The sequence below is a fragment of the bacterium genome (genome assembly GCA_040753085.1).
Classification (GTDB): Bacteria; UBA9089; JASEGY01; order JASEGY01; family JASEGY01; genus JASEGY01.
The window spans coordinates 1-25,285 of sequence record JBFMHI010000009.1; the positions used below are offsets into that span (position 1 = coordinate 1).

Annotated in this window: 31 protein-coding genes; 23 read left to right on the forward strand and 8 right to left on the reverse strand. The window is 47.5% G+C overall.

Annotation, left to right across the window (positions count from 1 at the left end; all coding sequences use genetic code 11):
• Positions 1 to 257 precede the first annotated feature (257 nt).
• The 3 genes from AB1797_02185 to cbiB all read left to right on the forward strand — a co-directional run bounded on the left by AB1797_02185 (position 258) and on the right by cbiB (position 3,496).
• The gene (locus AB1797_02185; GenBank protein MEW5766424.1) at positions 258 to 812 is read left to right on the forward strand and encodes a hypothetical protein; all 555 of its coding nucleotides are present in this window, start codon (positions 258 to 260) and stop codon (positions 810 to 812) included.
• A 273-nt stretch (positions 813 to 1,085) separates the two neighbouring features.
• Positions 1,086 to 2,561, forward strand: coding sequence for a cysteine--tRNA ligase (cysS, locus tag AB1797_02190; protein MEW5766425.1), 1,476 nt, complete (start codon positions 1,086 to 1,088; stop codon positions 2,559 to 2,561).
• Positions 2,546 to 3,496 (forward strand): adenosylcobinamide-phosphate synthase CbiB, encoded by a 951-nt coding sequence (cbiB, locus tag AB1797_02195; GenBank protein ID MEW5766426.1) that lies wholly within the window; start codon positions 2,546 to 2,548, stop codon positions 3,494 to 3,496. The genes cysS and cbiB overlap by 16 nt, the downstream gene beginning before the upstream one ends.
• Before the next feature lie 50 nt (positions 3,497 to 3,546).
• On the opposite strand, the gene AB1797_02200 is transcribed toward cbiB, so the two are convergent.
• The 8 genes from AB1797_02200 to AB1797_02235 form a co-directional block, all read right to left on the reverse strand.
• On the reverse strand, positions 3,547 to 4,134 hold the full coding sequence (locus AB1797_02200; protein MEW5766427.1) for an NUDIX hydrolase: 588 nt from the start codon (positions 4,132 to 4,134) through the stop codon (positions 3,547 to 3,549).
• Between the two features lie 154 nt (positions 4,135 to 4,288).
• The gene (dapB, locus tag AB1797_02205) at positions 4,289 to 5,092 is read right to left on the reverse strand and encodes a 4-hydroxy-tetrahydrodipicolinate reductase (protein ID MEW5766428.1); all 804 of its coding nucleotides are present in this window, start codon (positions 5,090 to 5,092) and stop codon (positions 4,289 to 4,291) included.
• A 97-nt stretch (positions 5,093 to 5,189) separates the two neighbouring features.
• Positions 5,190 to 6,158, reverse strand: a complete 969-nt coding sequence (locus AB1797_02210) for a hypothetical protein (protein ID MEW5766429.1) — start codon at positions 6,156 to 6,158, stop codon at positions 5,190 to 5,192.
• 70 nt (positions 6,159 to 6,228) lie between these two features.
• The gene (dapA, locus tag AB1797_02215) at positions 6,229 to 7,107 is read right to left on the reverse strand and encodes a 4-hydroxy-tetrahydrodipicolinate synthase (protein ID MEW5766430.1); all 879 of its coding nucleotides are present in this window, start codon (positions 7,105 to 7,107) and stop codon (positions 6,229 to 6,231) included.
• 21 nt (positions 7,108 to 7,128) lie between these two features.
• The gene (gene dapF / locus AB1797_02220; GenBank protein MEW5766431.1) at positions 7,129 to 8,004 is read right to left on the reverse strand and encodes a diaminopimelate epimerase; all 876 of its coding nucleotides are present in this window, start codon (positions 8,002 to 8,004) and stop codon (positions 7,129 to 7,131) included.
• Positions 7,994 to 9,253 carry a diaminopimelate decarboxylase gene (gene lysA / locus AB1797_02225; GenBank protein MEW5766432.1) on the reverse strand — a complete coding sequence of 420 codons (1,260 nt, stop codon included), beginning with the start codon at positions 9,251 to 9,253 and terminating at the stop codon, positions 7,994 to 7,996. The genes dapF and lysA overlap by 11 nt, the downstream gene beginning before the upstream one ends.
• A 35-nt stretch (positions 9,254 to 9,288) precedes the next feature.
• Positions 9,289 to 9,939 carry a tetratricopeptide repeat protein gene (locus AB1797_02230; GenBank protein MEW5766433.1) on the reverse strand — a complete coding sequence of 217 codons (651 nt, stop codon included), beginning with the start codon at positions 9,937 to 9,939 and terminating at the stop codon, positions 9,289 to 9,291.
• Positions 9,837 to 10,052 (reverse strand): hypothetical protein, encoded by a 216-nt coding sequence (locus AB1797_02235; GenBank protein ID MEW5766434.1) that lies wholly within the window; start codon positions 10,050 to 10,052, stop codon positions 9,837 to 9,839. Before AB1797_02235 ends, AB1797_02230 begins: the two co-directional genes overlap by 103 nt.
• 1,202 nt (positions 10,053 to 11,254) lie before the next feature.
• Between AB1797_02235 and AB1797_02240 the strand changes: the two genes are divergently transcribed.
• The 20 genes from AB1797_02240 (at position 11,255) to acpP (ending at position 25,039) form a co-directional block, all read left to right on the forward strand.
• Positions 11,255 to 11,947, forward strand: a complete 693-nt coding sequence (locus tag AB1797_02240; GenBank protein MEW5766435.1) for a YggS family pyridoxal phosphate-dependent enzyme — start codon at positions 11,255 to 11,257, stop codon at positions 11,945 to 11,947.
• Positions 11,948 to 12,060: 113 nt separating this feature from the next.
• Positions 12,061 to 12,876 carry a pyrroline-5-carboxylate reductase gene (proC, locus tag AB1797_02245; protein ID MEW5766436.1) on the forward strand — a complete coding sequence of 272 codons (816 nt, stop codon included), beginning with the start codon at positions 12,061 to 12,063 and terminating at the stop codon, positions 12,874 to 12,876.
• A gap of 65 nt (positions 12,877 to 12,941) precedes the next feature.
• Positions 12,942 to 13,241, forward strand: a complete 300-nt coding sequence (locus AB1797_02250) for a YggT family protein (protein MEW5766437.1) — start codon at positions 12,942 to 12,944, stop codon at positions 13,239 to 13,241.
• Entirely contained in the window at positions 13,238 to 13,534 is a 297-nt protein-coding gene (locus AB1797_02255) for a DUF167 domain-containing protein (GenBank protein ID MEW5766438.1), read from the forward strand. Before AB1797_02250 ends, AB1797_02255 begins: the two co-directional genes overlap by 4 nt.
• A gap of 13 nt (positions 13,535 to 13,547) precedes the next feature.
• Positions 13,548 to 14,231 (forward strand): hypothetical protein, encoded by a 684-nt coding sequence (locus tag AB1797_02260; GenBank protein ID MEW5766439.1) that lies wholly within the window; start codon positions 13,548 to 13,550, stop codon positions 14,229 to 14,231.
• An 11-nt stretch (positions 14,232 to 14,242) separates the two neighbouring features.
• Positions 14,243 to 16,975 (forward strand): isoleucine--tRNA ligase, encoded by a 2,733-nt coding sequence (gene ileS / locus AB1797_02265; GenBank protein MEW5766440.1) that lies wholly within the window; start codon positions 14,243 to 14,245, stop codon positions 16,973 to 16,975.
• A 311-nt stretch (positions 16,976 to 17,286) separates the two neighbouring features.
• Positions 17,287 to 17,655 carry a TraR/DksA C4-type zinc finger protein gene (locus AB1797_02270; GenBank protein ID MEW5766441.1) on the forward strand — a complete coding sequence of 123 codons (369 nt, stop codon included), beginning with the start codon at positions 17,287 to 17,289 and terminating at the stop codon, positions 17,653 to 17,655.
• A gap of 66 nt (positions 17,656 to 17,721) precedes the next feature.
• A complete protein-coding gene (locus AB1797_02275; GenBank protein ID MEW5766442.1) occupies positions 17,722 to 17,865 on the forward strand; it encodes a hypothetical protein in 144 nt (47 codons plus the stop codon).
• Positions 17,866 to 17,873: 8 nt separating this feature from the next.
• A complete protein-coding gene (gene lspA, locus AB1797_02280; GenBank protein MEW5766443.1) occupies positions 17,874 to 18,344 on the forward strand; it encodes a signal peptidase II in 471 nt (156 codons plus the stop codon).
• Positions 18,345 to 18,362: 18 nt separating this feature from the next.
• Positions 18,363 to 19,229, forward strand: a complete 867-nt coding sequence (locus AB1797_02285) for a YicC/YloC family endoribonuclease (protein ID MEW5766444.1) — start codon at positions 18,363 to 18,365, stop codon at positions 19,227 to 19,229.
• Between the two features lie 95 nt (positions 19,230 to 19,324).
• Positions 19,325 to 19,564, forward strand: coding sequence for an extracellular matrix/biofilm regulator RemA (gene remA / locus AB1797_02290; protein ID MEW5766445.1), 240 nt, complete (start codon positions 19,325 to 19,327; stop codon positions 19,562 to 19,564).
• A 2-nt stretch (positions 19,565 to 19,566) separates the two neighbouring features.
• Complete coding sequence (gene gmk / locus AB1797_02295) at positions 19,567 to 20,187, forward strand: guanylate kinase (protein ID MEW5766446.1); 621 nt, start codon at positions 19,567 to 19,569, stop codon at positions 20,185 to 20,187.
• A gap of 86 nt (positions 20,188 to 20,273) precedes the next feature.
• Positions 20,274 to 20,471: a DNA-directed RNA polymerase subunit omega gene (rpoZ, locus tag AB1797_02300; GenBank protein MEW5766447.1), complete on the forward strand. Its 198-nt coding sequence runs from the start codon at positions 20,274 to 20,276 to the stop codon at positions 20,469 to 20,471.
• The gene (locus AB1797_02305; GenBank protein MEW5766448.1) at positions 20,461 to 20,598 is read left to right on the forward strand and encodes a hypothetical protein; all 138 of its coding nucleotides are present in this window, start codon (positions 20,461 to 20,463) and stop codon (positions 20,596 to 20,598) included. Before rpoZ ends, AB1797_02305 begins: the two co-directional genes overlap by 11 nt.
• The gene (locus AB1797_02310) at positions 20,555 to 21,541 is read left to right on the forward strand and encodes a beta-ketoacyl-ACP synthase III (GenBank protein ID MEW5766449.1); all 987 of its coding nucleotides are present in this window, start codon (positions 20,555 to 20,557) and stop codon (positions 21,539 to 21,541) included. Before AB1797_02305 ends, AB1797_02310 begins: the two co-directional genes overlap by 44 nt.
• Positions 21,542 to 21,940: 399 nt before the next feature.
• Positions 21,941 to 22,165: a hypothetical protein gene (locus AB1797_02315; GenBank protein MEW5766450.1), complete on the forward strand. Its 225-nt coding sequence runs from the start codon at positions 21,941 to 21,943 to the stop codon at positions 22,163 to 22,165.
• A gap of 10 nt (positions 22,166 to 22,175) precedes the next feature.
• Positions 22,176 to 23,192 carry an ACP S-malonyltransferase gene (gene fabD, locus AB1797_02320; protein ID MEW5766451.1) on the forward strand — a complete coding sequence of 339 codons (1,017 nt, stop codon included), beginning with the start codon at positions 22,176 to 22,178 and terminating at the stop codon, positions 23,190 to 23,192.
• Positions 23,179 to 23,568 carry a clan AA aspartic protease gene (locus AB1797_02325; protein ID MEW5766452.1) on the forward strand — a complete coding sequence of 130 codons (390 nt, stop codon included), beginning with the start codon at positions 23,179 to 23,181 and terminating at the stop codon, positions 23,566 to 23,568. Before fabD ends, AB1797_02325 begins: the two co-directional genes overlap by 14 nt.
• 340 nt (positions 23,569 to 23,908) lie before the next feature.
• Positions 23,909 to 24,655, forward strand: coding sequence for a 3-oxoacyl-[acyl-carrier-protein] reductase (gene fabG, locus AB1797_02330; GenBank protein ID MEW5766453.1), 747 nt, complete (start codon positions 23,909 to 23,911; stop codon positions 24,653 to 24,655).
• A gap of 147 nt (positions 24,656 to 24,802) precedes the next feature.
• Positions 24,803 to 25,039, forward strand: a complete 237-nt coding sequence (gene acpP / locus AB1797_02335) for an acyl carrier protein (protein ID MEW5766454.1) — start codon at positions 24,803 to 24,805, stop codon at positions 25,037 to 25,039.
• The last annotated feature ends 246 nt before the right edge of the window (positions 25,040 to 25,285 follow it).

A 25,285-nucleotide genomic window follows, 5' to 3' on the forward strand; every position in this document is an offset into this window, starting at 1 on the left:
GCTCCGTAGGAGCGACCTGTTTTTAGTAGTAGTAGAGCTTGAATATCTATGTCTATGGGAAATTTCTTGCATTTTATTAGACCTATTTCACAGGTCGAAAAATTATTTAAAGATGGGATTAAAAGATGCCCGCTGACTGTTATAATATACAAATCCCCCGCAGAAGTCAAAGAGAAAAACTGTGGCGCCGAGCCTTTTCCTTGACAGAGAGGGGGGATATATAGTATACTATGGGTGGGTAAAAGGGAGTAGATATTATGACAGAAAAAGAATTTATGAACCGCCTCGCTAATGGACAGGTAGACATATTGCAGCAATTTCTTGATTTGTTAAATGATATGGAAATTGACTATTGTGTCATTGGTGGATTAGCGGTGAATGCGTATGCTGAACCTGTAGTCAGTTTAGATTTAGATTTAGTAGTTGTGGCCGAGGCGATAGATAAGCTGAGCCAAGCCGCCGAAAATATGTTTACTATAAAAAGGCTTCCCCACTCCTTCAATCTGAAAAGTCCGCACTCTGATTTGCGAATTCAACTACAAACTGACCGGCGTTATCAAGCTTTCATCAGCAATGCGGCCCGTAAGAAAGTAATGGGATATGAGATGAAGGTCGCCTCTTTAGAAGATGTCTTACGAGGCAAAATTTGGGCATATTCTGATGGTCAAAGACGCAAGAGCAAGCGACAAAAAGACTTGGCTGATATATTTCGTTTGGTTGAGGCATATCCGCACTTAGCTGATTTATTACCAGAGTCTATAACTCGATGTTCAAGTTTTTTCGACCTGCGCGATCAGATTTTTAGGGGTTGAAACCGCTAAAGCGGTTATGATTCTGGATGTTATCCTATCCGTAACACCCTGATAAATCAGGGTGCTAAACTCAATAAGCCTGAGAATAGCACCCCGATTTATCGGGGTGAATTGGGGGACACTAATAAACCAAAGTAACCGCTTTAGCGGTTTATAAGAAAACCTTGAACATCGAGTATAAGATTATTGTAACCATTACTTGATGCTGGATGCTGGATGCTCGAGCATCCAGCACCCAGCATCGAGCATCGAGTTGCGGCAGGAGGCCGCCCTATGAACCAAGGACCAGGATTGAGGCTATATAATACCCTGACCGGACAAAAAGAGGAATTCATCCCACTTGATCCGCGGCTGGTCAAGATCTATGTCTGTGGGATTACGCCTTACGATCATTGTCACCTGGGCCATGCCCGCTGTTATCTCACCTTTGATCTACTGAGACGATACATAGAGCATCTTGGTTACAACCTTCTTTATGTTCAGAACCTGACGGATGTAGATGACAAGATTATTGAGCGGGCTAATGAAATGGGGGTGCCTATTCAGGAACTGACCCGAAAGTATATTAAGGAATACTTCCGGGTGATGGAGGCCTTAAATATCAAGCCGGCTTCCATCTATCCCAGGGCTACCGAGCATATTCCTGAGATGAAAGAAGGTATATCCAGGCTTATTGAAAAGGGGTATGCTTATCAAGCCGGGGGCGATGTCTTTTTTGAGGTATCAAAACTCGATGGCTATGGCTGTCTGAGCGGCCGGAATCCGGAAGAGATAAACAGCCTTGGGGCAAGGTTAGAACTAAACCCGGAAAAGCGTAATCAGGCTGATTTTACCCTGTGGAAGAAAAGTAAAGAGGGTGAGCCTAAGTGGGATAGCCCCTGGGGAGCCGGACGTCCTGGCTGGCATACTGAATGTGTGGTTATGTCCACCAAATATTTAGGGGAGGAGTTTGATATCCATGGCGGAGGGGCAGACCTGATCTTTCCCCATCACGAAAATGAGATAGCCCAGGTCAGGGGATTGACCGGTAAATCCCTGGCCAGATATTGGCTGCACAACGGTTTTTTAACTTATGAAGAGGAAAAAATGTCCAAGTCCCTGGGCAATGTTGTCTTATTGAAGGATCTTTTAGAAACCTATTCCGCAGATATTCTCCGACTCTTCTTTTTTAATGCCCACTATCGAAGTCCCCTTAGTTTCACTCTGGACAAGCTGGACCAGGCAGCGAAGGCTTTGGACCGTCTGAGGGGGGCTTTGACCAATATCAGCCACTGCCTTAGTGAGACAGCGGGAGATACATCTGAGGCCGCCGTCCCGGCATTATCTTTCGATGAACTCTCTAAGGAAGAAAGCGAGTTTTATCAACAGACGGAGAAAAGCCAACAGGACTTTGAATCTGCTCTGGCTGATGACCTCCATACCCCCAAAGCTCTATCCGTCATCTTTGACTTAGTAGCGGCGGTCAATCAGTTCCTTGTCCTTCCGATGACACCTCTTCGGAAGAGATTACTGAAGAAGGCCAGGGATAAGATTGAAGAAGCCAAAGGCGTGCTGGGACTTTCTCGGGGAGAAAAGGATTATCAGAAGGAGGTGCTGGGGCAGGATTTGCTGCCACTCCTTATTCATCTGCGAGAAAAAGCCAGACAGAGGCGAGACTGGGCAGAAGCCGATTGGATAAGAGAGGAGCTGGGCAAGTTGGGTATTATTCTCGAAGATCTGCCCGGCGGGACACGATGGAAGAACCGGTAGTTCTTATTATGGCCTTTTTAATTGACCTCGGTATAGGTGATCCTCATTGGATGCCCCACCCGGTCAGGACCATCGGAAGGATTATTGAGCGAGGAGAAGGCCTGAGCCGAAGTCTTTTCCTCTCTGAAAAGAAGGCCGGTATTTGTCTTACTCTTTTCGTGGTGGGCATGGTCTATGGACTCACCCATCTTTTACTTTTTTTAAGCCTTGGATTTTCTTCTTTCCTTTATCATTTGGTAAATGTGGGGCTTATTTTCACCACTCTCTCGGTTAGATCCCTGGGCGAAGCCGGTCTTGGGGTTTATCGGGCGCTGGAAAGAGGTGGCTTGAGCCAGGCCCGAAGTCAAGTAGCTACTTTGGTCGGCAGGGATACCGGAGCGTTGAATGAAGCCGAAGTAGTTCGGGCCGGGGTAGAAAGTGTGGCTGAGAACACGGTGGATGGGGTGATTGCCCCGCTTTTTTACGCCTTCTTAGGGGGCGCGCCTCTGGCTCTGGCCTACAAGGCGATTAATACCCTTGATTCTATGGTCGGCTACAAAAACGAGAGATATGCTCAATTTGGCTGGGCCTCGGCCAAATTGGATGATTTAGCCAATTTTATCCCGGCCAGAATAGCAGGACTTATTTTACCGCTGGCGGCAGGCTTGACCGGCCAAGCTGGTATCAGAAGTGTAAAAACTATCCTGAGGGACAGAAAGAACCATCCCAGTCCTAATGCCGGCATACCTGAGGCGGCTGTAGCCGGCGCCCTGGGTGTCCAGCTTGGGGGTCTGAATTACTACCAGGGACTGCCTTCAGCCAGGCCCCTAATTGGAGATAGAATCAATCCCCTTTCTCCGATCCGGATTAAAGAGACCGTCTATATAATGTATGCGGCCTCTCTTCTTTTTGTGGCAATGATTATCATTTCGGCCATTATGAACCAGGTTTCCTGAAGAAACCTGGTTTCTTCAGGGCTCAAGTGGCCGAAACGATAACCACCGCCTTACAATCTTTTTAAGTAATCGTAAACAATCTGTGACCACGATTCCATCTTATCATAAAAAGGTTCAATTTCAGAGAGGGATAAGAGTTGGCCGATCATCTCGTGGTCCTCCAGGACAGTTATAAGGGAAGAATAGCCCTCAAACAAATAGAAAAGACCCAGGTGAACCCGGCTAACTTCGCGAGAATCATCGTTAATAAATCCAACTAAGGAGTGAGAAAGCCCGCCTTCGTAGCTGACTTCTTCTGCCCACTCACGCCAGAGTCCGGCTTCAACAGGATTGGCTCCTTGGGTATCTTCAAGGTTAATATGCCCCCCCAGTCCCAGGGAATACTGGTGATGAAGCCGATGTTCGGCTGAGTGTTCTAATCGCTTGACTAATAAGTAGCTATGATTATACCGGAAGACTATATAGGGAATTATCTGCTGCCAGGAAGGATCGTCTTCCACCAGGTGGCGAGAAAGGAATGAGTGTCTTTCTTGAATAATCTTTAGTAAGGTATCAATCCCGTCTGTTTTAAGACCCTGCCAGCTCTCATTTTTAAATACCTCAGCCGTAGCCACCACCATTACTTTTTCTGTGGTCAAGAATCTTGTTCCGTAACTACTCAGGTTGTTTAGACTGAAGGCTGAAGGCTGAAGGCTGTCCCTAAAAGCCTTCCACCTTCAGCCTTCAGCCTTCAGCCTAAAAGCCTTCAGCCTATCTACCTGAGTAGTTACCCTCTTCCTTTCCGTATTCGGATTATTTAAACCCCAGGACATCGCCCATATCATAAAGTCCTGGGAAAGCCTGGGAGACGAACCTGGCTGCCCGGAGGGCGCCTCTGGCAAATATCTCTCGCGAACTCGCCTGATGGGTGAGTTCTAACCTCTCTCCTTCCCCAAGGAAGAGAACCGTGTGTTCTCCCACCACGTCTCCCCCTCTGATAACAGAGATGCCGATTTCCTCCCGGGGCCTTGGTCCAATCATTCCTTTGCGACCATAGGTCCCCACTTTTTCCAGGTCCCTGCCCAGTATTTCTGCCACAATCTTGGCCAGCCTGAGGGCTGTGCCTGATGGGGCATCGTGTTTATGATGATGATGGGCCTCAATAATCTCACAGTCGTAATATTCCCCTAATACAGCCGCCGCCGTCTTGACCAGCTTAAGGAGGAGGTTTACGCCTACCGCCATGTTAGGGGCAGAAACCACGGGGATGGTTTTGGAGACCTCTTTAAGTTGTTGGAGATGATAGGATCCAAATCCAGTGGTCCCAATAACCATAGCCTTTCCAGCCTGCAGGGCCAACTTTAGATGGCTGATACTGGCCTCAGGGGTGGTAAAGTCGATCAGAACATCGGCTCTATCAATAATGGCTGAAAGATCGTCTGATAAAACAACCCCCTTTTCTTCTAAACCAATTAAAGGGCCAATATCAGCGCCTAAACAGGGATGCTTTTCCCTCTCCGTTACTCCTGCCAGCTCCATATCCCTCTCCAGGCAAACCAGTCTGGTAATGGCACTCCCCATTTTCCCTGTAGCGCCAGGGACAATGACTCTAATCATTTATCTCCTCCTTTATTTCTGGTAACTGGTGAATGGTGTCTGGTAGGCGAGGCTTGCCAGACTACCAGACCTCAGACTGCCCGGACCTCAGGATTACTTACCGCTGATAAGAAGCCACTAACAGTATATCGTTTTCCCTGGCTACCTCAGACGCGGTGGGATGGATGTAGTAACCAAACATCACCTTAATTACCGGCTTCTGTAGGCTTTGTTCTACCAGAATAGCCTGTTTAGCAAAATCAGCCGCTTCTCTGCCATATATCCTTGATTTGCTCTCTCCCAGAATAATTACCTCTTCTCCATCCTCACGCTTCCCTTCACCATAAAGGTCTATCTCAACTTCTTTACTGTCCACGACAAAGAACTTCCTGGTCAATTCTTCGACAAAGATATGGAGGTGTCTTTCCAGATAACCGGGCAACACCAGGCGGGCAATATCTTCCAATCCAAAACCTATGTTGTCGGACAACCTACCTACATTGACTGATAGGGCCGCCAGCGCTTCTTCTGTTTTTTTCTGAGCCTGAGCCAGTTCTTCTATGGCTTGCTCCACCCTGGTCAACCTCTCTTCCGAGGCTTTTTGGGCCTGAGCAAGCTCTTGTATGGCTTGCTCCACCCTGGTCAACCTCTCTTCCGAGGCTTTTTGGGCCTGAGCAAGCTCTTGTATGGCTTGCTCCACCCTGGTCAACCTCTCTTCCGAGGCTTTTTGGGCCTGAGCAAGCTCTTGTATGATTTGCTCCACCCTCGTCAACCTGTCTTCCGAGGCCTTCTGAGCCTGAGCAAGCTCTTCGACTCTTTCTTCCGTTCTTTGCTGGGCCTGAGCAAGTTTTTCTATGGCTTGCTCCACCCTGGTCAACCTGTCCTCCGAGGCTTTCTGGGCCTGAGCAAGTTTTTCAATGGCTCGCTCCACCCCGGTTAACCTGCCTTCCGCGGCTTTCTGGGCCTGAGCCAGCTCAGCTACAATTCCTCTCAACTCACTGAAATCCTGGCGAATAATATCACTTTTTTCAACCCGCTCATCAACTATTTTCACCACAAGATCATACAGCTCGGCTGATATAGCCATCTTTCATCGCCTCCTTAACTCGAATTAAATCCAATACCTGACGGCTGACACTTGAAGGCTTACCATCAGGTTACAACAATCCATATTCTGTCAGCACACTTCTTAGCTTCTCTCTCGAACTATCCTTTAGCGGCACCAGGGGCAATCGCAGTTCAGATGAAGGCAAGAGTCCCATCATATACAGGGCTTCTTTAGCCGGCGCCGGGTTGGTTTCCATAAACATGGCGCCACAAAGAGGTAGGAGTTTATAATGGAGCTTCCTGGCCTCCTCCAGGTGGCCGGCCTGAAATTCCCTGATCAAAGCAGCTACATCAGTCGGAGCCACATTGGCCGTAGCCGCAATAGCCCCGGCGCCTCCTACTGAGAGAATAGGCAAAAGATTGGCATCCTCACCGCAGAGGATGGTGAAATCCTTTCCACAAAGCCGGATGATTTCGCTTACTTGCTGCATGTCTCCAGAGGCTTCTTTGATCCCAATGATATTTTTAATCTCAGCCATCCTGGCGATGGTAGCTGGTTCCATGTTTCTTCCGGTGCGTGAAGGAACATTGTAGAGAATAATGGGGAGGTTCACCCGTTGGGCGATATAGCTGAAGTGGGCGTAAATACCCTCCTGAGTAGGCTTATTGTAATAGGGGGTAATGGAAAGAACGGCATCAGCCCCGACAGATTCAGCATATCTGGCCAACTCCAGGGCCTCGGCCGTAGAATTGGAACCAGCCCCGGCCACTATCGGCACCCTGCCGGCCACACATCTTATCACAAATCTGACTACCTCCTTATGCTCTTCGTGAGAGAGAGTGGCTGACTCACCCGTGGTCCCGCAGGGCACAAAACCATTAGTTCCCTTATTAATATGAAACTTGATTAGCTTCTCCAGGGTGGCATAATCAACCTTACCCTCCTTAAATGGCGTCACTATGGGCACAATAGAGCCTGAAAATTTTATCATCTTATTATCTCCTCCTTCTTACGTCTTTATGTCTCGGCGAGAGACTACTACTTTATTTATATCCAATTCTCCCCGATAAACCACCTGGACATCCCCTTCCAGGTAGACCTCTTTGATCCAGCTCCCCTCAGCCTCAAAGTAGACCGTTAAGACCTCACCACTTCTTGTCTCAACTGCCACAGGGGGTTTAAGAAAGCCAAGCAGGTAAGCCACGATTGCCCCGGCCACAGAACCGGTTCCACAAGAGAAGGTCTCATCCTCTACTCCCCGCTCGTAGGTTCGGATCTTGATGTGATCAGATTCAATCTCGATAAAATCTACATTGGTCCCTTGAGGCTGAAAGGCCGGGTGGTATCGTATCCGGCGGCCGAGTTCAACTACTTCTGCCCGTTTCACATCTCTTGTCACCAGAACAGCGTGTGGCACCCCGGTGTTTAAATAAGCTACTCTTTCCCGATCTCTCCCCTCCAGGTTAATTTCCTTCGAGAGGACAATATCAGCGGGTTCAGTCAGCTTCACCTTAACCCGGGCATCTTCAACCTCAGCTCTAACCGGTCCGGCCAGGGTTTCAATAAGCATATCAGATTTAGCCATTCCGGTTGAATGCGCAAAATAGGCCATACAGCGAGCGCCGTTACCACACATCTCCGCCTCACTTCCATCGGCATTGATAATCCTCATCTTAAGGTCGGCCCATTCAGAAGACTCGGCCAACAATAAGCCATCGGCTCCCACCCCGAACTTTGGCCGGCAGATAGCTTGAACCCAGGCCGGATCGGTCGGGATATTACCATCGCGATTGTCCATCACGATAAAATCGTTCCCGCTGCCATTCATCTTCCAAAAATTTCGCACCCCCTTTGTGGGTAGCCGGCCTTTCGAGTCAGATGTCATTACCAATTCCTTCTTCCTGAGCAATCATATCTTCATAAGTCTGTCTTCTTCGAATGAGGTAATATTTATCTCCCTTTACCAACACCTCCGGCAAAAGGGGTCTGGCATTGTAATTAGAAGCCATAGAGTAACTATACGCCCCGGCATCTAAAACAGCCATTAAGTCTCCTACGTGAGGACGCGGGAATCTCCTCTCTTTTCCCAGATAATCGCCTGACTCACAGATAGGACCTACGATATCGACTGTCAGGACATTACTTTCCCTGATTATTCCTGGTATAATACGATGATAACTTCCATATAAGGTTGGCCGAATAAGGTCATTCATGCCGGCATCAACTACCAGGAAGTTTTTACGAAGGGTTTCTTTAACATAGAGCACCTGGGTTATTAAGGCGCCGGCATTACCCACTATGCTCCGGCCGGGTTCTAAGATAAGACGGCAGCCTGTTTCTCCTACCAGCGGACGAAAGGCCTCAGCCATCTCAGCCGGGGTAGGCGGGGTATCCACTTCTTGATAAGATATTCCCAAGCCGCCACCTAAGTTAATGTAGCTAATATCAATACCCATGCCCTTCAGTTCTAAGACCAGGTCGGTTAATTTTTTAAGGGCTTCCACAAATGGAGCGGATTCAGTAATCTGTGATCCAATATGAGTATGGATGCCAATAATCTCGATATGGTTAAGCTCAGAGGCCAGTTGATAAACCTCGCCGGCTTGAATAATATGGACGCCGAATTTGCTTTCTGCCAGGCCGGTAGCAATATAAGGATGAGTGCCCGGGTCAATGTCAGGGTTAACCCGAAGGGCAATCCTGGCTCTTACACCTTTCTCCTTAGCTAATTCATCGATAAAGACCAATTCATCCTTTGAATCCACATTAAACATCAGGATGTCAGAATCAAGGGCAAATTCAATCTCAGCCTTTGTCTTTCCGTTGCCATTAAAAACAATTTTCTCTACCGGCACCCCCGCCCTAAAGGCCTTAAATAACTCTCCCCCAGAAAGCACATCAGCTCCACAACCCATTTGAGCCAGCAATCGACAGATAGAGAGATTGGAATTGGCCTTGTAGGCATAGCAAATGAGCGGGTCAAGTTCCGCGAACCCTTCCTGATAAGCCGCATAGTTGGCTGCCAGGGTCTCATAACTATAGACATAAAAAGGCGTGCCTACCTCTTCGGCTATATCCATAAGTCTGACATCATCGCAATAAAGATCCTGATGGTAATAACTAAATCCTGCCATTGGTCATGCCCCCCTCTGATTTCGGATTGCGGATTTTATTTCTTCTCCATCTTCTCAATCTGTTTCTCCACCTTCTGTTTCGCTTTTTGAGCCCATTTACTTTCCGGAAAGCGATCCAGCACCTTAATTACTTCTTCTCTGGTCAATCTCCCCCATTCGGTATTAAAATATTTCTTGTCCTTGAGTAATTTCTGGTAAGTCTTTACGCCATCTTCCCACCTCTCGACCTTAATGTAAGTGGAGGCCATTCGGTATAAGGCCTCAGGAACAAGATCAGATTTTTTATGATTTTCAACCAGAAGGGTGTAAGCGACGATAGCTTCCTGCCATTGATCGAGTTCTTCAAAGCACCTCCCAATACTCATCTGGGCTTCATCAGCATAATAAACATCAGGATAGTAATCAAGAAAATGCCGGTACTCAGTAATGGCTAACTCAAATTTCTCCTCTTTCTGATAGGTTTGAGCCATATTAAATTGCAAGGCAGCCGATTGATTAGCGGTATATCGGTAATGAGCTATCGGGTCTTCATGGCCACCGCAGGCCATAAGTGAAAAAAGAAACAGGCTACTAAAGGCAGCATTTATTGTTTTCCTGTATTTATGCCAAAGGTCACCCATAGCGCGGCCTCCCGTCTCGATGCTCGATGCTCGATGCTCGAGCATCCAGCCTCGAGCATCCAGCATCCAGCATCCAGCCTCGAGCATCGAGCATCCAGCCTCGAGCATCCAGCATCCAGCCTCGAGCATCGAACCTGATAGGCTGCGTTTAATATACCATTAAAGCCATAAGAAGTCAATAAAAAATTCCGACCTGTTTAAATAAGAGACAAGAAACTTTCCATAGATATAGATAGCTTTACTACTAAAAACAGGTCGCTCCTACGGAGCTGCAAATATATTGCTTTTGCGAAATACTACAAACAGATTGCTCCTAACGGAGCTTTATTCAGGTTAGCTCTAGAGGAGCGACATGTTTGTAGAATATATCTCTCATAACAAATTAGAGATCCAGAGGAGCGATCTGTTTATTCTCTTTCTCACCCTAATTGGGGGATATTTGTATAAACCTATTTCACAGGTCGAAAAATTCCGACCTGTAGAGATTACAAGCAATTCTCTTCAAACCTGAAAGGTTTGAATTTTACATAACCACAGGTGAAATCTGCGGAAGGCGAAACAGCTCCGAACATCTCAACCCTGAAAGGGTTGAATTCTAGGCGATGGATAATATTCGACCCTTGCAGGGTCGAGCGTGGCGATTTGTTTCCGTAGATTGCATCTACGGCTATTTAAAATTCGACGCTTTCAGCGTCAGTAGTCTACAACCTAACTATACAGGTTGAAAAATTCGGCTCAAGGCGGATCTCCTCAAATTCGCCTTGAGCCTTTTTTTTTAGTTGCATTATTTCAGAATTATGATACAATATCTCTAAATTATTCCGAATTTGAAGGACGGCCTAGCCCGAAACTCAAGTATTGCGGAAGTGTAGCGTAGTGTATCCATAGGGACAGCGGCCTGACCTTCTCGAAAGCTCAGAACTTTCGGGAAGGTAGATGACTGTCCCACGTTTACCTTTACTACCGCTCGGCGAAAGTTTCTGGGCGGTTTCAGCCGGGTTCGAGGATTCAAGGGTTCAAGACCGTAGGGGCACGTTGCAACGGGCCCCTACAGTAAGGGCGATTTGCGAATCGTCCTTGCAAAAGGAAGAGGTAGGGGCGAATAATTATTCGCCCCTACCTTTAAAGAGACTTTACCCATAAATACTAACGTGACAAGGCACTAGTGCTCTGTGACATTTGATTTGATGGTCTCCTCCCCCACACCTCAATCCTCTCCCCCAGGGGAGAGGAAGGGATAAATTTCCCTCGCCCCAGCGGGGAGAGGGTCAGGGTGAGGGGGAAAAGAAGAGGCTCAACCCACAATTTCAAGCGTCACAGAGCACTAGGAACTTACGTCGTGTTGTTCTACGTGGCCACGGGAGAAAAGAAGTTGTCCCGATTGAAGAAAAGATTGGAGGAAGTCAAGGCTCGTATCTTTAGAGCCGCCGAAAGAAGTAGTCGCGACCCCTCCCGAATTAAGTTGGTAGCTGTAACCAAACAGGTTGAAGTAGACACAATTAGAGAGGCTATTTCGGCCGGGGTGACCATCATCGGTGAAAGTCGTGTCCAGGAGGCAAGCAGAAAGTATGATCAGATGGGGCGTGCTGGTCTGGCCTGGCATTTAGTAGGCCATTTACAGACGAACAAGGTTAAGCGTGCCCTGGAAATATTTAATTTTATCCATTCGGTGGACCGGCTCTCTTTGGCTGAGGAGATCGATCGCCGCGCCCGTCAGGAGGGCAAGGTAGTTCCGGTTCTTATTCAGGTGAATGTAGCGGCTAAGGAGAGCCAATTCGGCCTATTGGAAGATCAGCTTTTTCCTCTCCTCTCCAAGATAGATGGTCTGGAACATCTCCAGATCGAGGGCCTGATGACTATCGCCCCCCTGACCACTGATCCGGAAGAGGCACGACCTTATTTTAGACGCCTTCGAGAAATAGCTGAAGAGGTTAAGCATCGGACCTGGAAGTCAATCAAGATGAAATACCTTTCTATGGGGATGAGTAATGATTTTGAAGTGGCCATCGAGGAGGGGGCTAATATGGTCCGAATCGGTTCGGCTATCTTTGGAGGTTGGAGCTATCGAGGATAAATTGCGAATTGCGAATTGCGAATTGCGAATCGCGAATCTATTTTTTAAAATCCGCAATTCGCAATCCGCGATTCTCAATTCGCAATCCGCGATTCGCGATAAGGTAAACCCCTATGATTAATAAGACCCTGGGTTTTATTGGGACCGGCAATATGGGCCAGGCCCTGATCAAGGGCCTTTTGAAGGCCGGAAGGATTGAGTCCCAACAGATTATAGCCACTGACCTTGACAAGGCCAAGCTGGCCTTCTTAGAGGGCGAGACAAACATCAGGATAGTGGAGCAAGATAAACAGGCCGTGGAAGTATCTGAGGCGGTCCTTCTTTGTGTCAAGCCGGCAGCTATTACTCATCTCCTGAAAAACATAGCCCCGGTTCTTACGCCTGAAAAGGTCATTATCTCCATCGCCGCCGGAATTGGGACTCAACAGATTGAAGAGATCATCGGAGAGGGTATCCCTGTTATCCGGGTGATGCCCAATACGCCGGCCATGGTTGGGGCTGGAATTTCAGCTATCTCTCCAGGAAAGTATGCTGGCCCGGGTGAAGCCCAACTGGCCGTGGCCATATTTGGGGCGGTAGGTGAAGTAGTGGCTATTAACGAAAGCCTGATGGACGTTATTACCGGACTTTCCGGTAGTGGCCCGGCCTACATTTTTACCGTTATCGAAGCCTTGTCTGAGGCCGGTGTGGCCGGCGGACTTCCCAGAGAGACCGCCTTAAAAACCGCTGTCTGGACAGTTTTGGGCGCGGCTAAAATGGTTTTGGAGACCGGACAACATCCCGCCCTTCTTCGCGAAATGGTTACTTCCCCGGGAGGAACAACTGTCGCTGGGCTTAAGGCCTTAGAGGAGAGGGGCATAAGAGGGATGTTTATGGAGGCAGTAGATCAGGCGACCAGACGATCTAAGGCATTAGCTAAGAGCCAATAGGGAACAGCCCGAAGGCGGATGGCCTATTCCCTCTGGGCTGTTTGCCTAATTGGCGGAGGTGAAAGATGTTTATCTTGGGACAACTTCTGTATTCAGCAGGCGGCCTTCTGGATATACTCTGTAAAATATTTTACTTCTTACTCGTAGCCAGGATATTTCTCTCGTGGGTCAACCCTGATCCCTATCACCCGATTGTTGAATTTATCTACAAAATTACTGAGCCTATCCTGGGACCTATTAGGCGAATTATCCCGCTTCAGGTGGGGGTGATTGATCTGTCCCCTATTATTGCCTTTATTGCCCTAGATTTTTTGCGTCGATTCCTGGTTGGCTCATTATATCACCTGGCAGGACAATTGATGTGAGTTTTGAAACTACACCTTGCAAGGGAGGAATACGGTTCAAGATCAAGGTCATCCCCAGATCGTCAGTCAACCGGATTGTTGGTCCTGAGGAAGGGATGCTCAGGGTGAAAGTGACACCTCCTCCGTCAGAGGGAGAGGCTAATGAGGCGGTGATCAAGCTGTTGGCCAAAAGTTTAGGAATAAGTAAATCTTCAATTATGATCGTCTCTGGTCACCACAGCCGGATTAAGGAGATCCAGATTAAGGGAATAACCGATGAGGAATTAAAGAGGAATATAACCAGTTTAGTTTGAAGGGGGAAATACAATGCTTGATAAAATTGATAAGATACAAGAAATATTAGAGAGATTAGCTGTCAGTCAAGAGAAAACTGATGAAGAACTAAAAAAACTTACTGAAAGTCAGAAAGAGACCGATGAAGACCTAAAAAAACTTGCTGAGAGTCAGAAGAAGACCGATGAAGAATTAAGGGATTTGAGTAAGGAAGTAAGCAAGCTGACGAAAAGTGATGAAATCCTTCGCAAGCAATTAGGAGAGTTCACTAATAGTTGGGGCAAGTTTGTCGAAGGCATGGTAGCCCCTTCTGTGCCCGAGATATTTAAACACCTTGGGATAGAGGTACTTACCCTTTACCAACGCGCCCTAAAACACAAAAAAGGGGAGGAGATGGAGATAGATATCCTTTGTCGTGGGAGGAGGGATGATGGCCGGGAGATAATTATCGTCACTGAGGCCAAAAGCACTTTTGAGGTAGAGGATATCAATGAATTTGTAGAGCGGCTTATGGAATTCAAGGAATTCTTCGATGAGTATAGGGAGCAGGATGTAGTGGGGGTTACGGCTGGAACAACCTTTCGGCAGGAAGTAAGGAAATATGCTCAAAGGAAGGGGCTTTATGTCCTGGTGCCTTCTGGTGAAATAATGAAGCTCTGGAATAAACCTGATTTTAAACCGAAGATATGGAACGGACAGGCAGTAGATGAGTCTTAGGAGAATAAATAATGAACTATCAAGACACATTAAATCTACCTAAAACAGATTTTCTTATGCGGGCTAAGCTGCCCCAGCGGGAGCCGGAGATGGTTAAATCATGGGAAGAAAAGGATATCTATGCCCTTCTGAGAGAAGCCGGGCAGGGTAAGCCAAAATATATCCTCCATGATGGTCCGCCTTATGCCAACGGCGATATCCATATGGGACACGCTTTAAATAAGATATTGAAAGACATCATCGTCAAGTATAAGTCAATGTTCGGTTTTGATTCCCCTTATATTCCCGGTTGGGATTGCCACGGTCTGCCTATCGAATACAAGGTGATGCAAATCTTAAAGGATAGAAAAGACTTAACTCAAGCTGAGATTAGAACCGAATGTGAGAAGTATGCCAGACACTATGTGGATGTCCAGCGGGATCAATTCAAGCGGTTGGGTGTTTTTGGCGATTGGGACCATCCCTATCTTACCCTCACGCCTGATTACTGCGCCACGATTATTGAGGCCTTTGGAGAGCTGGTCAAACGAGGCCACATCTATCGCGGGTTGAAGCCGGTTCACTGGTGCAGTTCCTGTCAGACAGCCCTGGCCGAGGCCGAGGTAGAATATAAAGATAAATCTTCACCCTCCATTTACGTCCGATTTCCTTTGAAAGAGGCCGTAGGAGGAGCGGAAGCCGATGTCCTTATCTGGACAACCACCCCCTGGACCCTGCCGGCTAATGTGGCTATTGCTCTCCACCCGGCCTTTACGTATGCCCTGGTCGAAACGGATGGCCGCAGATTAATAATAGCTGAGGCCCGGGTCAAACCCGTAATGGAGGAGATGGGCCTCAAGGATTATCAAATCAGACAGACTATGTCCGGTAGTGAACTGGAAGGGAAAGAAGCCCTTCACCCCTTTATGAAGAGGGATTCCCGGATTATCCTGGGTGAATACGTGACGATGGATCAAGGGAGCGGGTGTGTCCATATCGCCCCGGGACACGGCCTGGATGACTATGAGGCCGGCCTGGCTTACCACCTGCCCATCATTACCCCAGTGGATGATAAGGGCTGCTTTACCTCCGAGGCAGGAGAATTTGCCGGTCAGGAGGTCTTTTCAGCCAACAGGGCCATTATTAAGCGTTTAACTGATGATGGTTATTTGCTTTACGCCACGGCTATCATCCACTCCTATCCGCACTGCTGGCGGTGCAAAAGGCCCATTGTCTTCAGGGCTACCAGGCAGTGGTTTATTGACTTAGAGAAAAATGATCTTCGAGCTAAGGCGCTGGAGGAAACCCGGCGGGTGAAATGGATCCCGGTCTGGGGGGAGAGCAGGTTCTACAATACTATCAGGAGTAGACCTGATTGGTGCATCTCCAGACAAAGGGCCTGGGGTGTGCCTATCCCGGCTTTTCACTGCTCAAGTTGTGGGAACCACCTGCTCCTGCCGGAAACTATCGAAAAGATAAAAGAAAAAGTCGCTCAAGAAGGCATTGAGGTGTGGTTTTCAGAAGACTTGACCGAGCTTATCCCCCCCGAGACTTCGTGCAGTGCCTGCGGTGGGCAGGAATTTGTCCAGGAGACCGATATCCTGGATGTCTGGTTTGAATCAGGGGTGAGCCACTTAGCTGTTTTCAGCCCTGATTCCGGCCTCCCCTGGCCGGCAGACCTATACCTGGAGGGAAGTGACCAGCATCGTGGCTGGTTTCAATCTTCAATGCTGACCTCGGTCGGCATAGGCAAGTCGGCCCCTTACCGAGTGGTGCTCACTCACGGCTTTATGTTGGATGAAAAAGGGAAGGCCATGAGCAAATCAGAAGGTAATGTCATCTCTCCAGAGGAGATTATTAGCCGCTACGGAGCCGATGTCTTACGGCTCTGGGTGGCCTCGGAGGATTATCGAGAGGATGTCCGTCTGGGAGAAGAGATCCTCAAGAGAATGATTGATGCCTACCGGAAGATTCGCAACACCTGTCGATTTATCCTGGGCAATCTTTATGATTTTGATCCTGATCGAGACATGGTTGAAATTGATTCTATGTTGGAGATAGACAGATGGATCTTGCACCGGTTGGCTAATTTTATCCAGCAGTGTCAAAAGGCTTACGAAGACTTTGAATTTCACCGGCTGTATCACGCCCTGAATAATTTCTGTGTAGTTGATCTTTCTTCGCTTTATTTAGATATTATCAAAGACAGGCTTTATACCTATCCAGCCGATTCCAAAGGGCGTCGAGCCGCCCAAACCGCTATGTATGAAGTTTTGACCGGTCTGACCTCCTTGATGGCCCCGGTACTTAGTTTCACGGCTGAAGAGGTCTGGCAGCATCTGCCTCCGCAGAAGGATAGACCCGCCAGTGTTCATTTAAGCCGGATGCCGTCAGTGAAGGAAAAATATGTCACTGAAGAATTAGCCAAAAGATGGGAAAAGATTTTCAAGATAAGGGAAGAGGTCTCCCGTGGCATGGAAGAAGCCAGAAGAGCGGGAATAATCGGCAATTCCCTGGAAGCCAGGGTGACTTTAAGTGTGCCTGAGACTGAAGCTGAGCTTTTAGCCGCCTATGAAAAACAGTTGCCGGCTATATTTATTGTCTCTCAGGTTGAACTTAAGGCGGCGGAGAAGATAGAGGTAAAGGTAACCAAGGCTGAAGGGGTAAAATGTGAGCGTTGTTGGAACTACAGTCCAACCGTAGGTGAAGATAAACAGCACCCGGGCTTATGCGCCCGGTGCCTAAAAGTTATCATAACCGTTTAGCCACAGATGCACACAGATGAAACACGGAAAATCCGTGAGCCGTGTCCGTGATTCGGGTCTGTCCTTAGGCTGTAGGGACAACCCTTGTGGTTGTCCGTCTACGGAACGGACAGGGATAAGCACGGACATGGACAAGCCCTGTCCCTACAATTCCGCCTTCTGCCCTGTGTTACTTATCGGTGTTAATCCGTGTGTGCAGCTATACCTGAACGGTTACAAGTTATAATAGCCTGACTGCTCAGCCACCAAGCCACAAAGACACGGTGTCTTGGTGTCTGAGTACTCCAAAGTGGAAGTTGAGGTGAAATTATATGGAAGTAAGGCAGCATCAAAAGAAATTGGAAGAGATGAGGGCGGATCTGGCGGATAAGATTCGTCGGCTGGAAAAGGAGGAGATGCGTTGCTCTTGTCGTGAATCAACCGGAGATTTGTCCGGGTATTCTCAACATATGGCGGAGACGGCGGCGGCCTCCTTTGAACAGGAAAGGCGAATTGGTTTAATCTCGAGAGAGACGGATATCCTTTACGAAATTGATGAGGCCCTCTATCGGATCAGAGATGGTAAATTCGGGATATGCGAAGGATGCGGAGAAGAGATAAATTCTCACCGACTGGAAGCCGTTCCCTACGCCAGGTTTTGTATTGAATGTCAAAAAAAGATGGAGTCTAATCGGCGGTAAAGTCGGGGGACGTGCCCGTTATCCGTGTCTGGAAAAGAAAAGTAACCGTTCAGCACATGATGCTGGATGCTCGATCCTCGATGCTCGATCCTCGATGCTGGTAAAGGATCCAGTATCCAGGATCGAGCATCGAGCATCGAGTTTGTGTCTTTGTGGCTGAACACTTACAAAAAAACGGACACGAGCCACGGACACGGCCAATGGAGATAGGTTGAGCCTTGATCTTACATTTAGTTACTATTGTCATTGCTGGTTCGGTCATTATTTTAGATCAGATAACGAAAGCGATTATTTCTACCCGGCTGGAGCCAGGTAAGAGTATCTTTATCCTGAAAGACTATGTGGCGCTATCTTATGTCACTAATCCAGGGGGCGCCTTTGGTATCCTTGGAAAGTGGGGAGGATTCTTTACCGTCTTTAGCATAGGGATTATTGTCCTCATTATTATCTTGTTAAAGGGTCTCCCCCGATCCAATCACTGGCTCAGGGTGGCTTTTGGATTAATTTTGGGAGGAGCCGGCGGAAATCTGATTGATCGGCTTAGAATAGGGGAGGTAATCGATTTTATTGATATGGGGGTTGGTTATTGGCGCTGGCCGGCCTTTAATCTGGCGGACACCTGTATTTGCTTGGGAGTAGGGATGGCGGCGTATCATTTATACAGGGCCCAGAGCCCAGAAGATAGCTAATACATTAGGAGGCACTCGATGGCTAACAGTATGACCGGCTTTGGTCAGGGTGGGAATGAATATCTCTTCTGCGAGATAAGATCTTTAAACCATAAGTTTTGTGAAATAGGGGTTAAATTGCCACTCCAGTTGAATATCCTTGAAGGTAAGGTTCGAGATTACATCAAGCAGAAGATTGCTCGGGGCAGAATCTCTGTCTTTATCAGAACCGAACCTTCCTTGGAAATAGGTAAGGAAGTGGCAGTCAATCTTGAGGTAGCCAGGGCTTATCTTAATGCCAGCCACCAATTATCTGCTGCGCTCCATCTGGAAAACGACGTGAAGGCCTCTTATCTATTAAGCATGAATGATGTGGTCACCACTCGAAAGGCTGAAATTGATCTTGATTCTATCTGGGAAGGGCTTAAGGACGTGATAGATACGGCCCTCGCTTTACTTCTTGAAATGAAGGCTATCGAGGGAAAAGAATTACAACGGGATATAACTGAGAGGGTGGAAGTAATGGAAAAGATGACCACCGCCATAAATGACCTGGCTCCAGAGGTGGTAGATGAATATCGGGAAAAACTTAGTCAACGACTTTCTGTGATTATGCCTGATCAAGCATTAGATGAAACCAGGTTAGCTATGGAGGTGGCCATTTTTGCCGATAAATCCGATATCACCGAAGAAGTGGTCAGACTTTCAAGCCATCTTAAACAGATGAAAGAAGTTTTAACTATAAAAGGCCCTATCGGACGCCAATTAGAATTTTTGTCTCAGGAAGTAGCCAGAGAGGTAAATACTATCTCTGCCAAGACGTCAAACTTGAAAATAACCCAACTTACCCTCAAGATGAAAAATGAACTGGAGAAAGTAAGAGAACAACTCCAGAATGTAGAATAGATTGGTAAGTGGTCATCGGTGCTCGGTGATCGGTGATAACCGGTAACCGCTTTCTACTCACCGATAACCTGATAACCGATTAAAGGAGGTCTAAGATGATGAAGCTGATCAACATTGGTTTCGGAAACGTGGTGGCTGGCTCCCGGGTGATAGCCATTGTTTCTCCTGAATCAGCCCCTATTAAGAGGATCAAGGAGGAGGCCAGAGATGAGGGGAGGCTAATCGATGCTACCTATGGTCGCCGCACCAGGGCAATTATTATTACTGATTCCAACCATGTTATCCTATCAGCCGTTCAGCCGGAGACTATGGCTCAAAGACTGGCCAGTGATTAAATATGACTAATCTCCTTCTGGTTATTTCCGCTCCCTCAGGGACAGGAAAAACCACTATTTGTGATCGACTTGTTTCTTCCTGTCCTGATTTAGCTTATTCTATTTCTTTCACTACCAGGTCACCCCGAGCTGGTGAAATAGAAGGTAAACATTACCAGTTTGTCTCGGAGGAAGGATTTAAGACCTTGATCAGGCAGGGTGAATTTGTGGAATGGGCTATGGTGCATGGGAATTATTACGGGACTCCCAGAGGTCCTTTGGAAGAATCTTTAGCCAAAGGTAAAACCCTGGTTATGGATATAGATGTTCAGGGGGGTATTCAGATAAAAGAAAAGTACAAAGAATCGGTCCTGATATTCATTATACCTCCTTCTCTGGAAGAACTTAAGCTACGGCTTAACCGTCGTAAAACCGAGGATAAAGAAACAATTACCAAACGCCTTCGTGGAGCTCAAGAAGAGTTAAAGTATGCTTCCTGTTATGATTACTGTCTTATTAACCACCAGATTGATGAAACAGTGAACCAGCTAAAAGCAATTATTGCAGCCGAAAAATGCAGGGTGAAACGGATGAGTTTTGATGTCTTCTGGCTATTAGAAAATAATGACTACTTAGGTAGATAGGCTGAAGGCTTTTAGGGACAGTCTTCAGTCTTCAGCCTTCAGTCTAAACAACCTGAGTAGTTACGAAAGGGGTTAAGATAAAAGGTATGGATATAGAGAAAATAGAGAAATTATTTTCTAAATCAAAAAATCGGTATTATTTGCTGACGTTAGTGGCCAAAAGGGCCTGTCAACTTAAAGAGGAAGGCGTTAGTAAAGCTCAATCAGAATCGGAACTAGCCAAGCCTACTATTATTTCTTTAACTGAATTGGCAGAGGACAAAATCCAATATCATGAAAAATGAAAAGGGAGGCTCGATGCTTGATGCTCGATGCTCGAGGATCGAGCATCGAGGATCGAGCATCGAGCATCGAGCATCGAGCATCAATGAGAAATGCAGCTATAATTGGAACCGGCCGACATCTTCCTGATAAGGTCTTAACCAACACTGAGTTGGAAAATATGGTGGAGACATCGGACGAGTGGATTAGGACTAGAAGCGGGATCAAGGAAAGACGGATAGCCGAGCCGGGAACATCCGCTTCTTCCCTGGGAGTTCCGGCAGCCAGGCGTGCCCTGAAGAAAGCCGGGGTAAGGCCGACTGATTTAGATCTCATTATTGTGTCGACTATGACCCCTGATATGCCTTTTCCGGCTACAGCCTGTCTTATTCAACGTGAACTGGGCGCCAAAAAGGCCATTGCCTTTGACCTCCAGGCAGCGTGTTCGGGTTTTCTCTATGGGCTGGAGGTGGGCAGACAATTTATTGCTACGGGGACATATCAATACGTTCTGGTCTGTGCCTCGGAAGTGATGTCATCTGTTATCGACTGGACAGATCGAAGCACCTGTGTGCTTTTTGGTGATGGAGCAGGGGCAGCCGTGCTGGCTCCTTGTGAGAGCGGTTATGGAATTTTAACCAGCCACCTTCACTCAGATGGCCGGGAGGCTGATCTGATCGAGATGCCCGGCGGAGGCTCCAGGAATCCGGCTACCCACGAAACCATTAATACAGGCTTGCATTATTTGAAAATGAAAGGAAATGAGGTCTTTAAGCTCGGGGTGAGACTGATGTCCATGTCTGTTCGCCATGTTTTAGCCGAAAGCGGTATTTCCGAAGACAACATCGATCTTCTGATCCCGCATCAGGCTAATATCCGCATTATCTTGGCTATGGCCGAGCGATTAAAAATCCCTTTGGAAAAGGTCTATATTAACTTATCCAGATATGGAAATACTTCGGCGGCCTCAATAGCGATAGCCTTAGATGAAGCCCTGGAAGAAAAAAGAATAGCCTCTAACGATGTGGTGGTCCTTTCTGCCGTTGGTGCTGGGCTTTCCTGGGGCGCTGCTTGTATCCGATGGCCGGCCTGAAGTTCGGATAGCGGATGGCAGAATTCGGGATTCGAATTGCAGAACGAGTAACCGTTCAGCCACAAAGCCACTGAGGCACAAAGAGAATAATGGAATAGCCCACGGATGACACGGATTTTGGCGGATTCTCACGGATTTTTTTAATAAATTTTTATCCGTGTCAATCCGTTTCATCCGTGCAATCCGTGTGCTATTATTTGTAATCTTTGTGCCTTAGTGGCTGAACGCTTACCAGAACAAAAAATCCGAAATCCGCTATCTACAATCCGCTATCAAGAGAGGCTTATTCTTACCCACAAATCGGGTAAAAGGATGGGGTAAATTCTTCGTGCCCTTCGTGTTCTTCGTGGTTTTTAAAAGATGTGGGTAAGGGTAAGATCAAGAGAGGAGGGGTTAGTAATGAGCAGATTTATTCAGTTCATCCTGGTTATGGGCGGCTTAGTCCTGATCACCTTTTTAATAGGCACAGGGTTCCAAGCCAGGGATAGTTTGGCTCAAAAGGGGCAGGACTCGATTGTGACGATGTCAGGCAATTATATCACAGCTATCAATCGAGATAAGATCATCCTTATGAAAATAACCAAGGATGAAAAATTGAAGGTCCTGGATATTAAGAATTGGTAGGTTATGAGGCATGTCTAAAATAGCTTTCATCTTCCCCGGTCAGGGCGCCCAATATGTGGGTATGGGAAAAGGCGTCTACGAGGGGTTTACTGTGGCCAAAGAAGTCTTTACCCGGGCTGGTGAGATCCTGGGTTACGACCTGGCTCAGATTTGCTTTCAGGGGCCGGCTGAAATACTGAAGCAAACTGGATATACCCAGGCGGCTGTCTTTACTACCAGCTTGGCTATTCTGCAAGCCATAACAGAATCGGTTCCCCATCTTACCTCTGTCTTTGTGGCCGGCCACAGTTTAGGTGAATATTCAGCCCTGGCCGCGGCAGGAGGACTTGATTTTGGCTCTTGTCTCCAGGTGGTTCAGATCAGGGCGAAAGCAATGGAGGCCGCCGCCAATATCAACGGCGGGGGGATGAGTGCTGTCTTGGGACTTGAGGCCACTGAGGTAGTTTCTATTTGCAGCAGAATAAGGCAATCCGTAAACCCTGTTAATGAAGGGGTCTGGCCGGTTAATTTTAACTGCCCGGGACAGATTGTTATTGCCGGGTCAAAATCCGCCCTGGAGCAGGCCGAAGGTGAAGTAAAAGAGGCCGGCGCTAAACGAGTGGTGCGACTATCTGTTAGTGGGCCTTTTCATACCCCTTTAATCAAAAGTGCCCAGGAGGAAGTGGGTTCAGCGTTAGATCAAGTGGCGATTTCGCCTCTAAAGACCCCGCTAATAACCAATGTTGAGGCGTCCCCCATCAGGGAACCAGGAGAGGTGAAAGATTCCTTGATAAGACAGGTAGTAAGTCCTGTTCGTTGGGAGCAGTCAATGCGCCTGGCCATACGGGAAGGGGTGACGACTTTTATTGAGATTGGCCCGGGAAAAGTCTTAACCGGTCTCCTGAAGAAGATCGACCAATCGGTCAAGGCCTTCGGAGTGGAGAATCTAAAGGAGATGGAGAGACTGATAACCGGACGAGAGGAGGGAAACAAGGTATCTTCTCAAGATATTGAGAAGATACAAAATAAGTGTAATGGGGTTAGTTGATGCCAGGTTGGTTCTTAAAAATCCCAGAAAGCCGGAGTTGAAGCCAGTTGAGGTTAAGGCGTTAGCGGATTCAGGCGCCGTACATCTTTGTATCCCGGTGCACATTCAGATCCAATTGGAATTGGATGAAATCGACAAAAAGGAAGTGACCTTAGCCGACGGCAGCCTAAAGCTGGTTCCCTATGTGGGCCCTATTGAGCTTCGATTCAAGAATCGCGTGGGATTCGCCGGGGCTTTGGTTATGGGGGATCAAGTATTACTTGGTGCAATCCCGATGGAAGATATGGACTTGGTCATAACTCCAAAGACCAGGATTATAGATGTGAATCCTAACAGTCCCAATATTGCGACCTCGATTGCTAAGTTAAGCGCTTAACAACAAAGAGGAAGGGGTAATTACTCAGGTAGATAGGCGGTAGGCATTTAGACCTTCGGCTTTCAGTCTAAACAATCTGAGTAGGTAACCGTTCAGGTATAGCTGCACGGATTAGCACGGATAAATAACACAGGACAGAAGGCGGAAGTGTAGGGACAGGGCTTGTCCCTGTCCGTGCTTGTCCATGTCCGTTCCGTAGACGGACAACCACAAGGGTTGTCCCTACAGCCTAAGGACAGACCCGAATCACGGACACGGCTCACGGATTTTCCGTGTTTTCATCTGTGTGCATCTGTGGCTGAACGGTTACCTGAGTAGTTACAGGGAAGGGAATAACCCTATGAAAGAATTAGAGAACAAGACCGCCATCATTACCGGTGGGGCCAGGGGGATTGGTCGGGCTATTGCTCATACCCTGGCTAAAGAGGGGATCAATTGTGTTATATCTGATTTGGATAGTCCCGGGGCCGCCGCTGCCGCCGAAGAAATAGCCTCGCTTACGGCCACTGAAACTATGGCCGTGGGTTGTAATGTGGCTGATTCAAAATCAGTGAACGAAATGTTAAAAAAGGTGCTTGACAAATTTAACTCGATTGATATACTAATAAACAATGCTGGAATTACCGCTGACCATCTTTTAGTGCGGATGAAGGAGGAAGATTGGCAAAAGGTTATTGATATTAATCTGACCGGTGCTTTTAATTGCCTGCGGGCCGTGGGTAAACCTATGATGAAACAGCGCTCGGGAAAGATAGTGAATATCTCTTCCATTATCGGCTTGCGAGGCAATGCCGGGCAGGCTAATTATGCCGCTTCCAAGGCTGGTTTGATCGGCTTAACTAAATCAGCCGCCAGGGAATGGGCGGCTCGGGGTATAAATGTTAATGCCGTATGTCCGGGCTTTATTATGACTGAAATGACGGACCGGCTCCCTGAGGCGGTCAAATCAGAGCTGCTTACTCAAATACCTTTGGCCCGATTTGGAGAGCCTGAGGATGTGGCCAGGGTTGTTTTATTTCTGGTAAGTCCAGCGGCTGCCTATATTACTGGGCAGATCATTGTGGTCGATGGAGGGATGATGATGTAACTTAAGTTTCGGGTTGCCACTTTCGAGTGGCAAGTTTTGAGGAGCAGGAAACGGGAAGCCTAATAAATCCGAAGCTCACCAATCCGAATGAACTCGAAACCCGAAACCCGAAACTCGAAACTTAAATCTATAGGGGGTAAAAAACAAATGAATGTAGAAGAGAAGGTAAAGGAAATAATTACTAACCAGCTTGGAGTAGAGAAACCCAAGGTGATCCCCTCGGCTTCCTTTGTTGAGGACTTAGGGGCGGATTCTTTGGATACGGTTGAGTTGGTAATGGCTCTGGAAGAAGAGTTTGATCTGGATATATCGGATGAGGATGCTGAATCCATTACCACCGTGGGTCAAGCCATAACTTATATTAAGGAACGCACTTCGGAATAGCGTCGACCACCAGACGGTCAGTCTGTCAAGTTTGTTTTGGCGGAATGAGACTAACAACTCAGGTAATCGGTGCTCGGTAATCAGGTTATCGGTGAGTGTGTGGAAAGCGGGTAACTACTCAAAACTAAGTTAAGCAGTTAGTTGGGAGACAAAGCAAAATTCCCTCTCCCTTGATGGGAGAGGGATAGGGTGAGGGTGAAATGGGCGGGCAATATTATTACTCTTGCTAAAAACCTTAGAAAAAGA

Coding starts and splice junctions, on each gene's coding strand:
- AB1797_02185 (MEW5766424.1), top strand. CDS start 258: ATGACAGAAAAAGAATTTATGAACCGCCTCGCTAATGGACAGGTAGAC.
- cysS (MEW5766425.1), top strand. CDS start 1,086: ATGAACCAAGGACCAGGATTGAGGCTATATAATACCCTGACCGGACAA.
- cbiB (MEW5766426.1), top strand. CDS start 2,546: ATGGAAGAACCGGTAGTTCTTATTATGGCCTTTTTAATTGACCTCGGT.
- dapB (MEW5766428.1), bottom strand. CDS start 5,092: ATGATTAGAGTCATTGTCCCTGGCGCTACAGGGAAAATGGGGAGTGCC.
- AB1797_02210 (MEW5766429.1), bottom strand. CDS start 6,158: ATGGCTATATCAGCCGAGCTGTATGATCTTGTGGTGAAAATAGTTGAT.
- dapF (MEW5766431.1), bottom strand. CDS start 8,004: ATGACATCTGACTCGAAAGGCCGGCTACCCACAAAGGGGGTGCGAAAT.
- lysA (MEW5766432.1), bottom strand. CDS start 9,253: ATGGCAGGATTTAGTTATTACCATCAGGATCTTTATTGCGATGATGTC.
- AB1797_02230 (MEW5766433.1), bottom strand. CDS start 9,939: ATGCTGGATGCTCGAGGCTGGATGCTCGAGCATCGAGCATCGAGCATC.
- proC (MEW5766436.1), top strand. CDS start 12,061: ATGATTAATAAGACCCTGGGTTTTATTGGGACCGGCAATATGGGCCAG.
- AB1797_02250 (MEW5766437.1), top strand. CDS start 12,942: ATGTTTATCTTGGGACAACTTCTGTATTCAGCAGGCGGCCTTCTGGAT.
- AB1797_02260 (MEW5766439.1), top strand. CDS start 13,548: ATGCTTGATAAAATTGATAAGATACAAGAAATATTAGAGAGATTAGCT.
- ileS (MEW5766440.1), top strand. CDS start 14,243: ATGAACTATCAAGACACATTAAATCTACCTAAAACAGATTTTCTTATG.
- AB1797_02270 (MEW5766441.1), top strand. CDS start 17,287: ATGGAAGTAAGGCAGCATCAAAAGAAATTGGAAGAGATGAGGGCGGAT.
- AB1797_02275 (MEW5766442.1), top strand. CDS start 17,722: ATGCTCGATCCTCGATGCTCGATCCTCGATGCTGGTAAAGGATCCAGT.
- AB1797_02285 (MEW5766444.1), top strand. CDS start 18,363: ATGGCTAACAGTATGACCGGCTTTGGTCAGGGTGGGAATGAATATCTC.
- remA (MEW5766445.1), top strand. CDS start 19,325: ATGATGAAGCTGATCAACATTGGTTTCGGAAACGTGGTGGCTGGCTCC.
- gmk (MEW5766446.1), top strand. CDS start 19,567: ATGACTAATCTCCTTCTGGTTATTTCCGCTCCCTCAGGGACAGGAAAA.
- rpoZ (MEW5766447.1), top strand. CDS start 20,274: ATGGATATAGAGAAAATAGAGAAATTATTTTCTAAATCAAAAAATCGG.
- AB1797_02305 (MEW5766448.1), top strand. CDS start 20,461: ATGAAAAATGAAAAGGGAGGCTCGATGCTTGATGCTCGATGCTCGAGG.
- AB1797_02310 (MEW5766449.1), top strand. CDS start 20,555: ATGAGAAATGCAGCTATAATTGGAACCGGCCGACATCTTCCTGATAAG.
- AB1797_02315 (MEW5766450.1), top strand. CDS start 21,941: ATGAGCAGATTTATTCAGTTCATCCTGGTTATGGGCGGCTTAGTCCTG.
- fabD (MEW5766451.1), top strand. CDS start 22,176: ATGTCTAAAATAGCTTTCATCTTCCCCGGTCAGGGCGCCCAATATGTG.
- AB1797_02325 (MEW5766452.1), top strand. CDS start 23,179: ATGGGGTTAGTTGATGCCAGGTTGGTTCTTAAAAATCCCAGAAAGCCG.
- fabG (MEW5766453.1), top strand. CDS start 23,909: ATGAAAGAATTAGAGAACAAGACCGCCATCATTACCGGTGGGGCCAGG.
- acpP (MEW5766454.1), top strand. CDS start 24,803: ATGAATGTAGAAGAGAAGGTAAAGGAAATAATTACTAACCAGCTTGGA.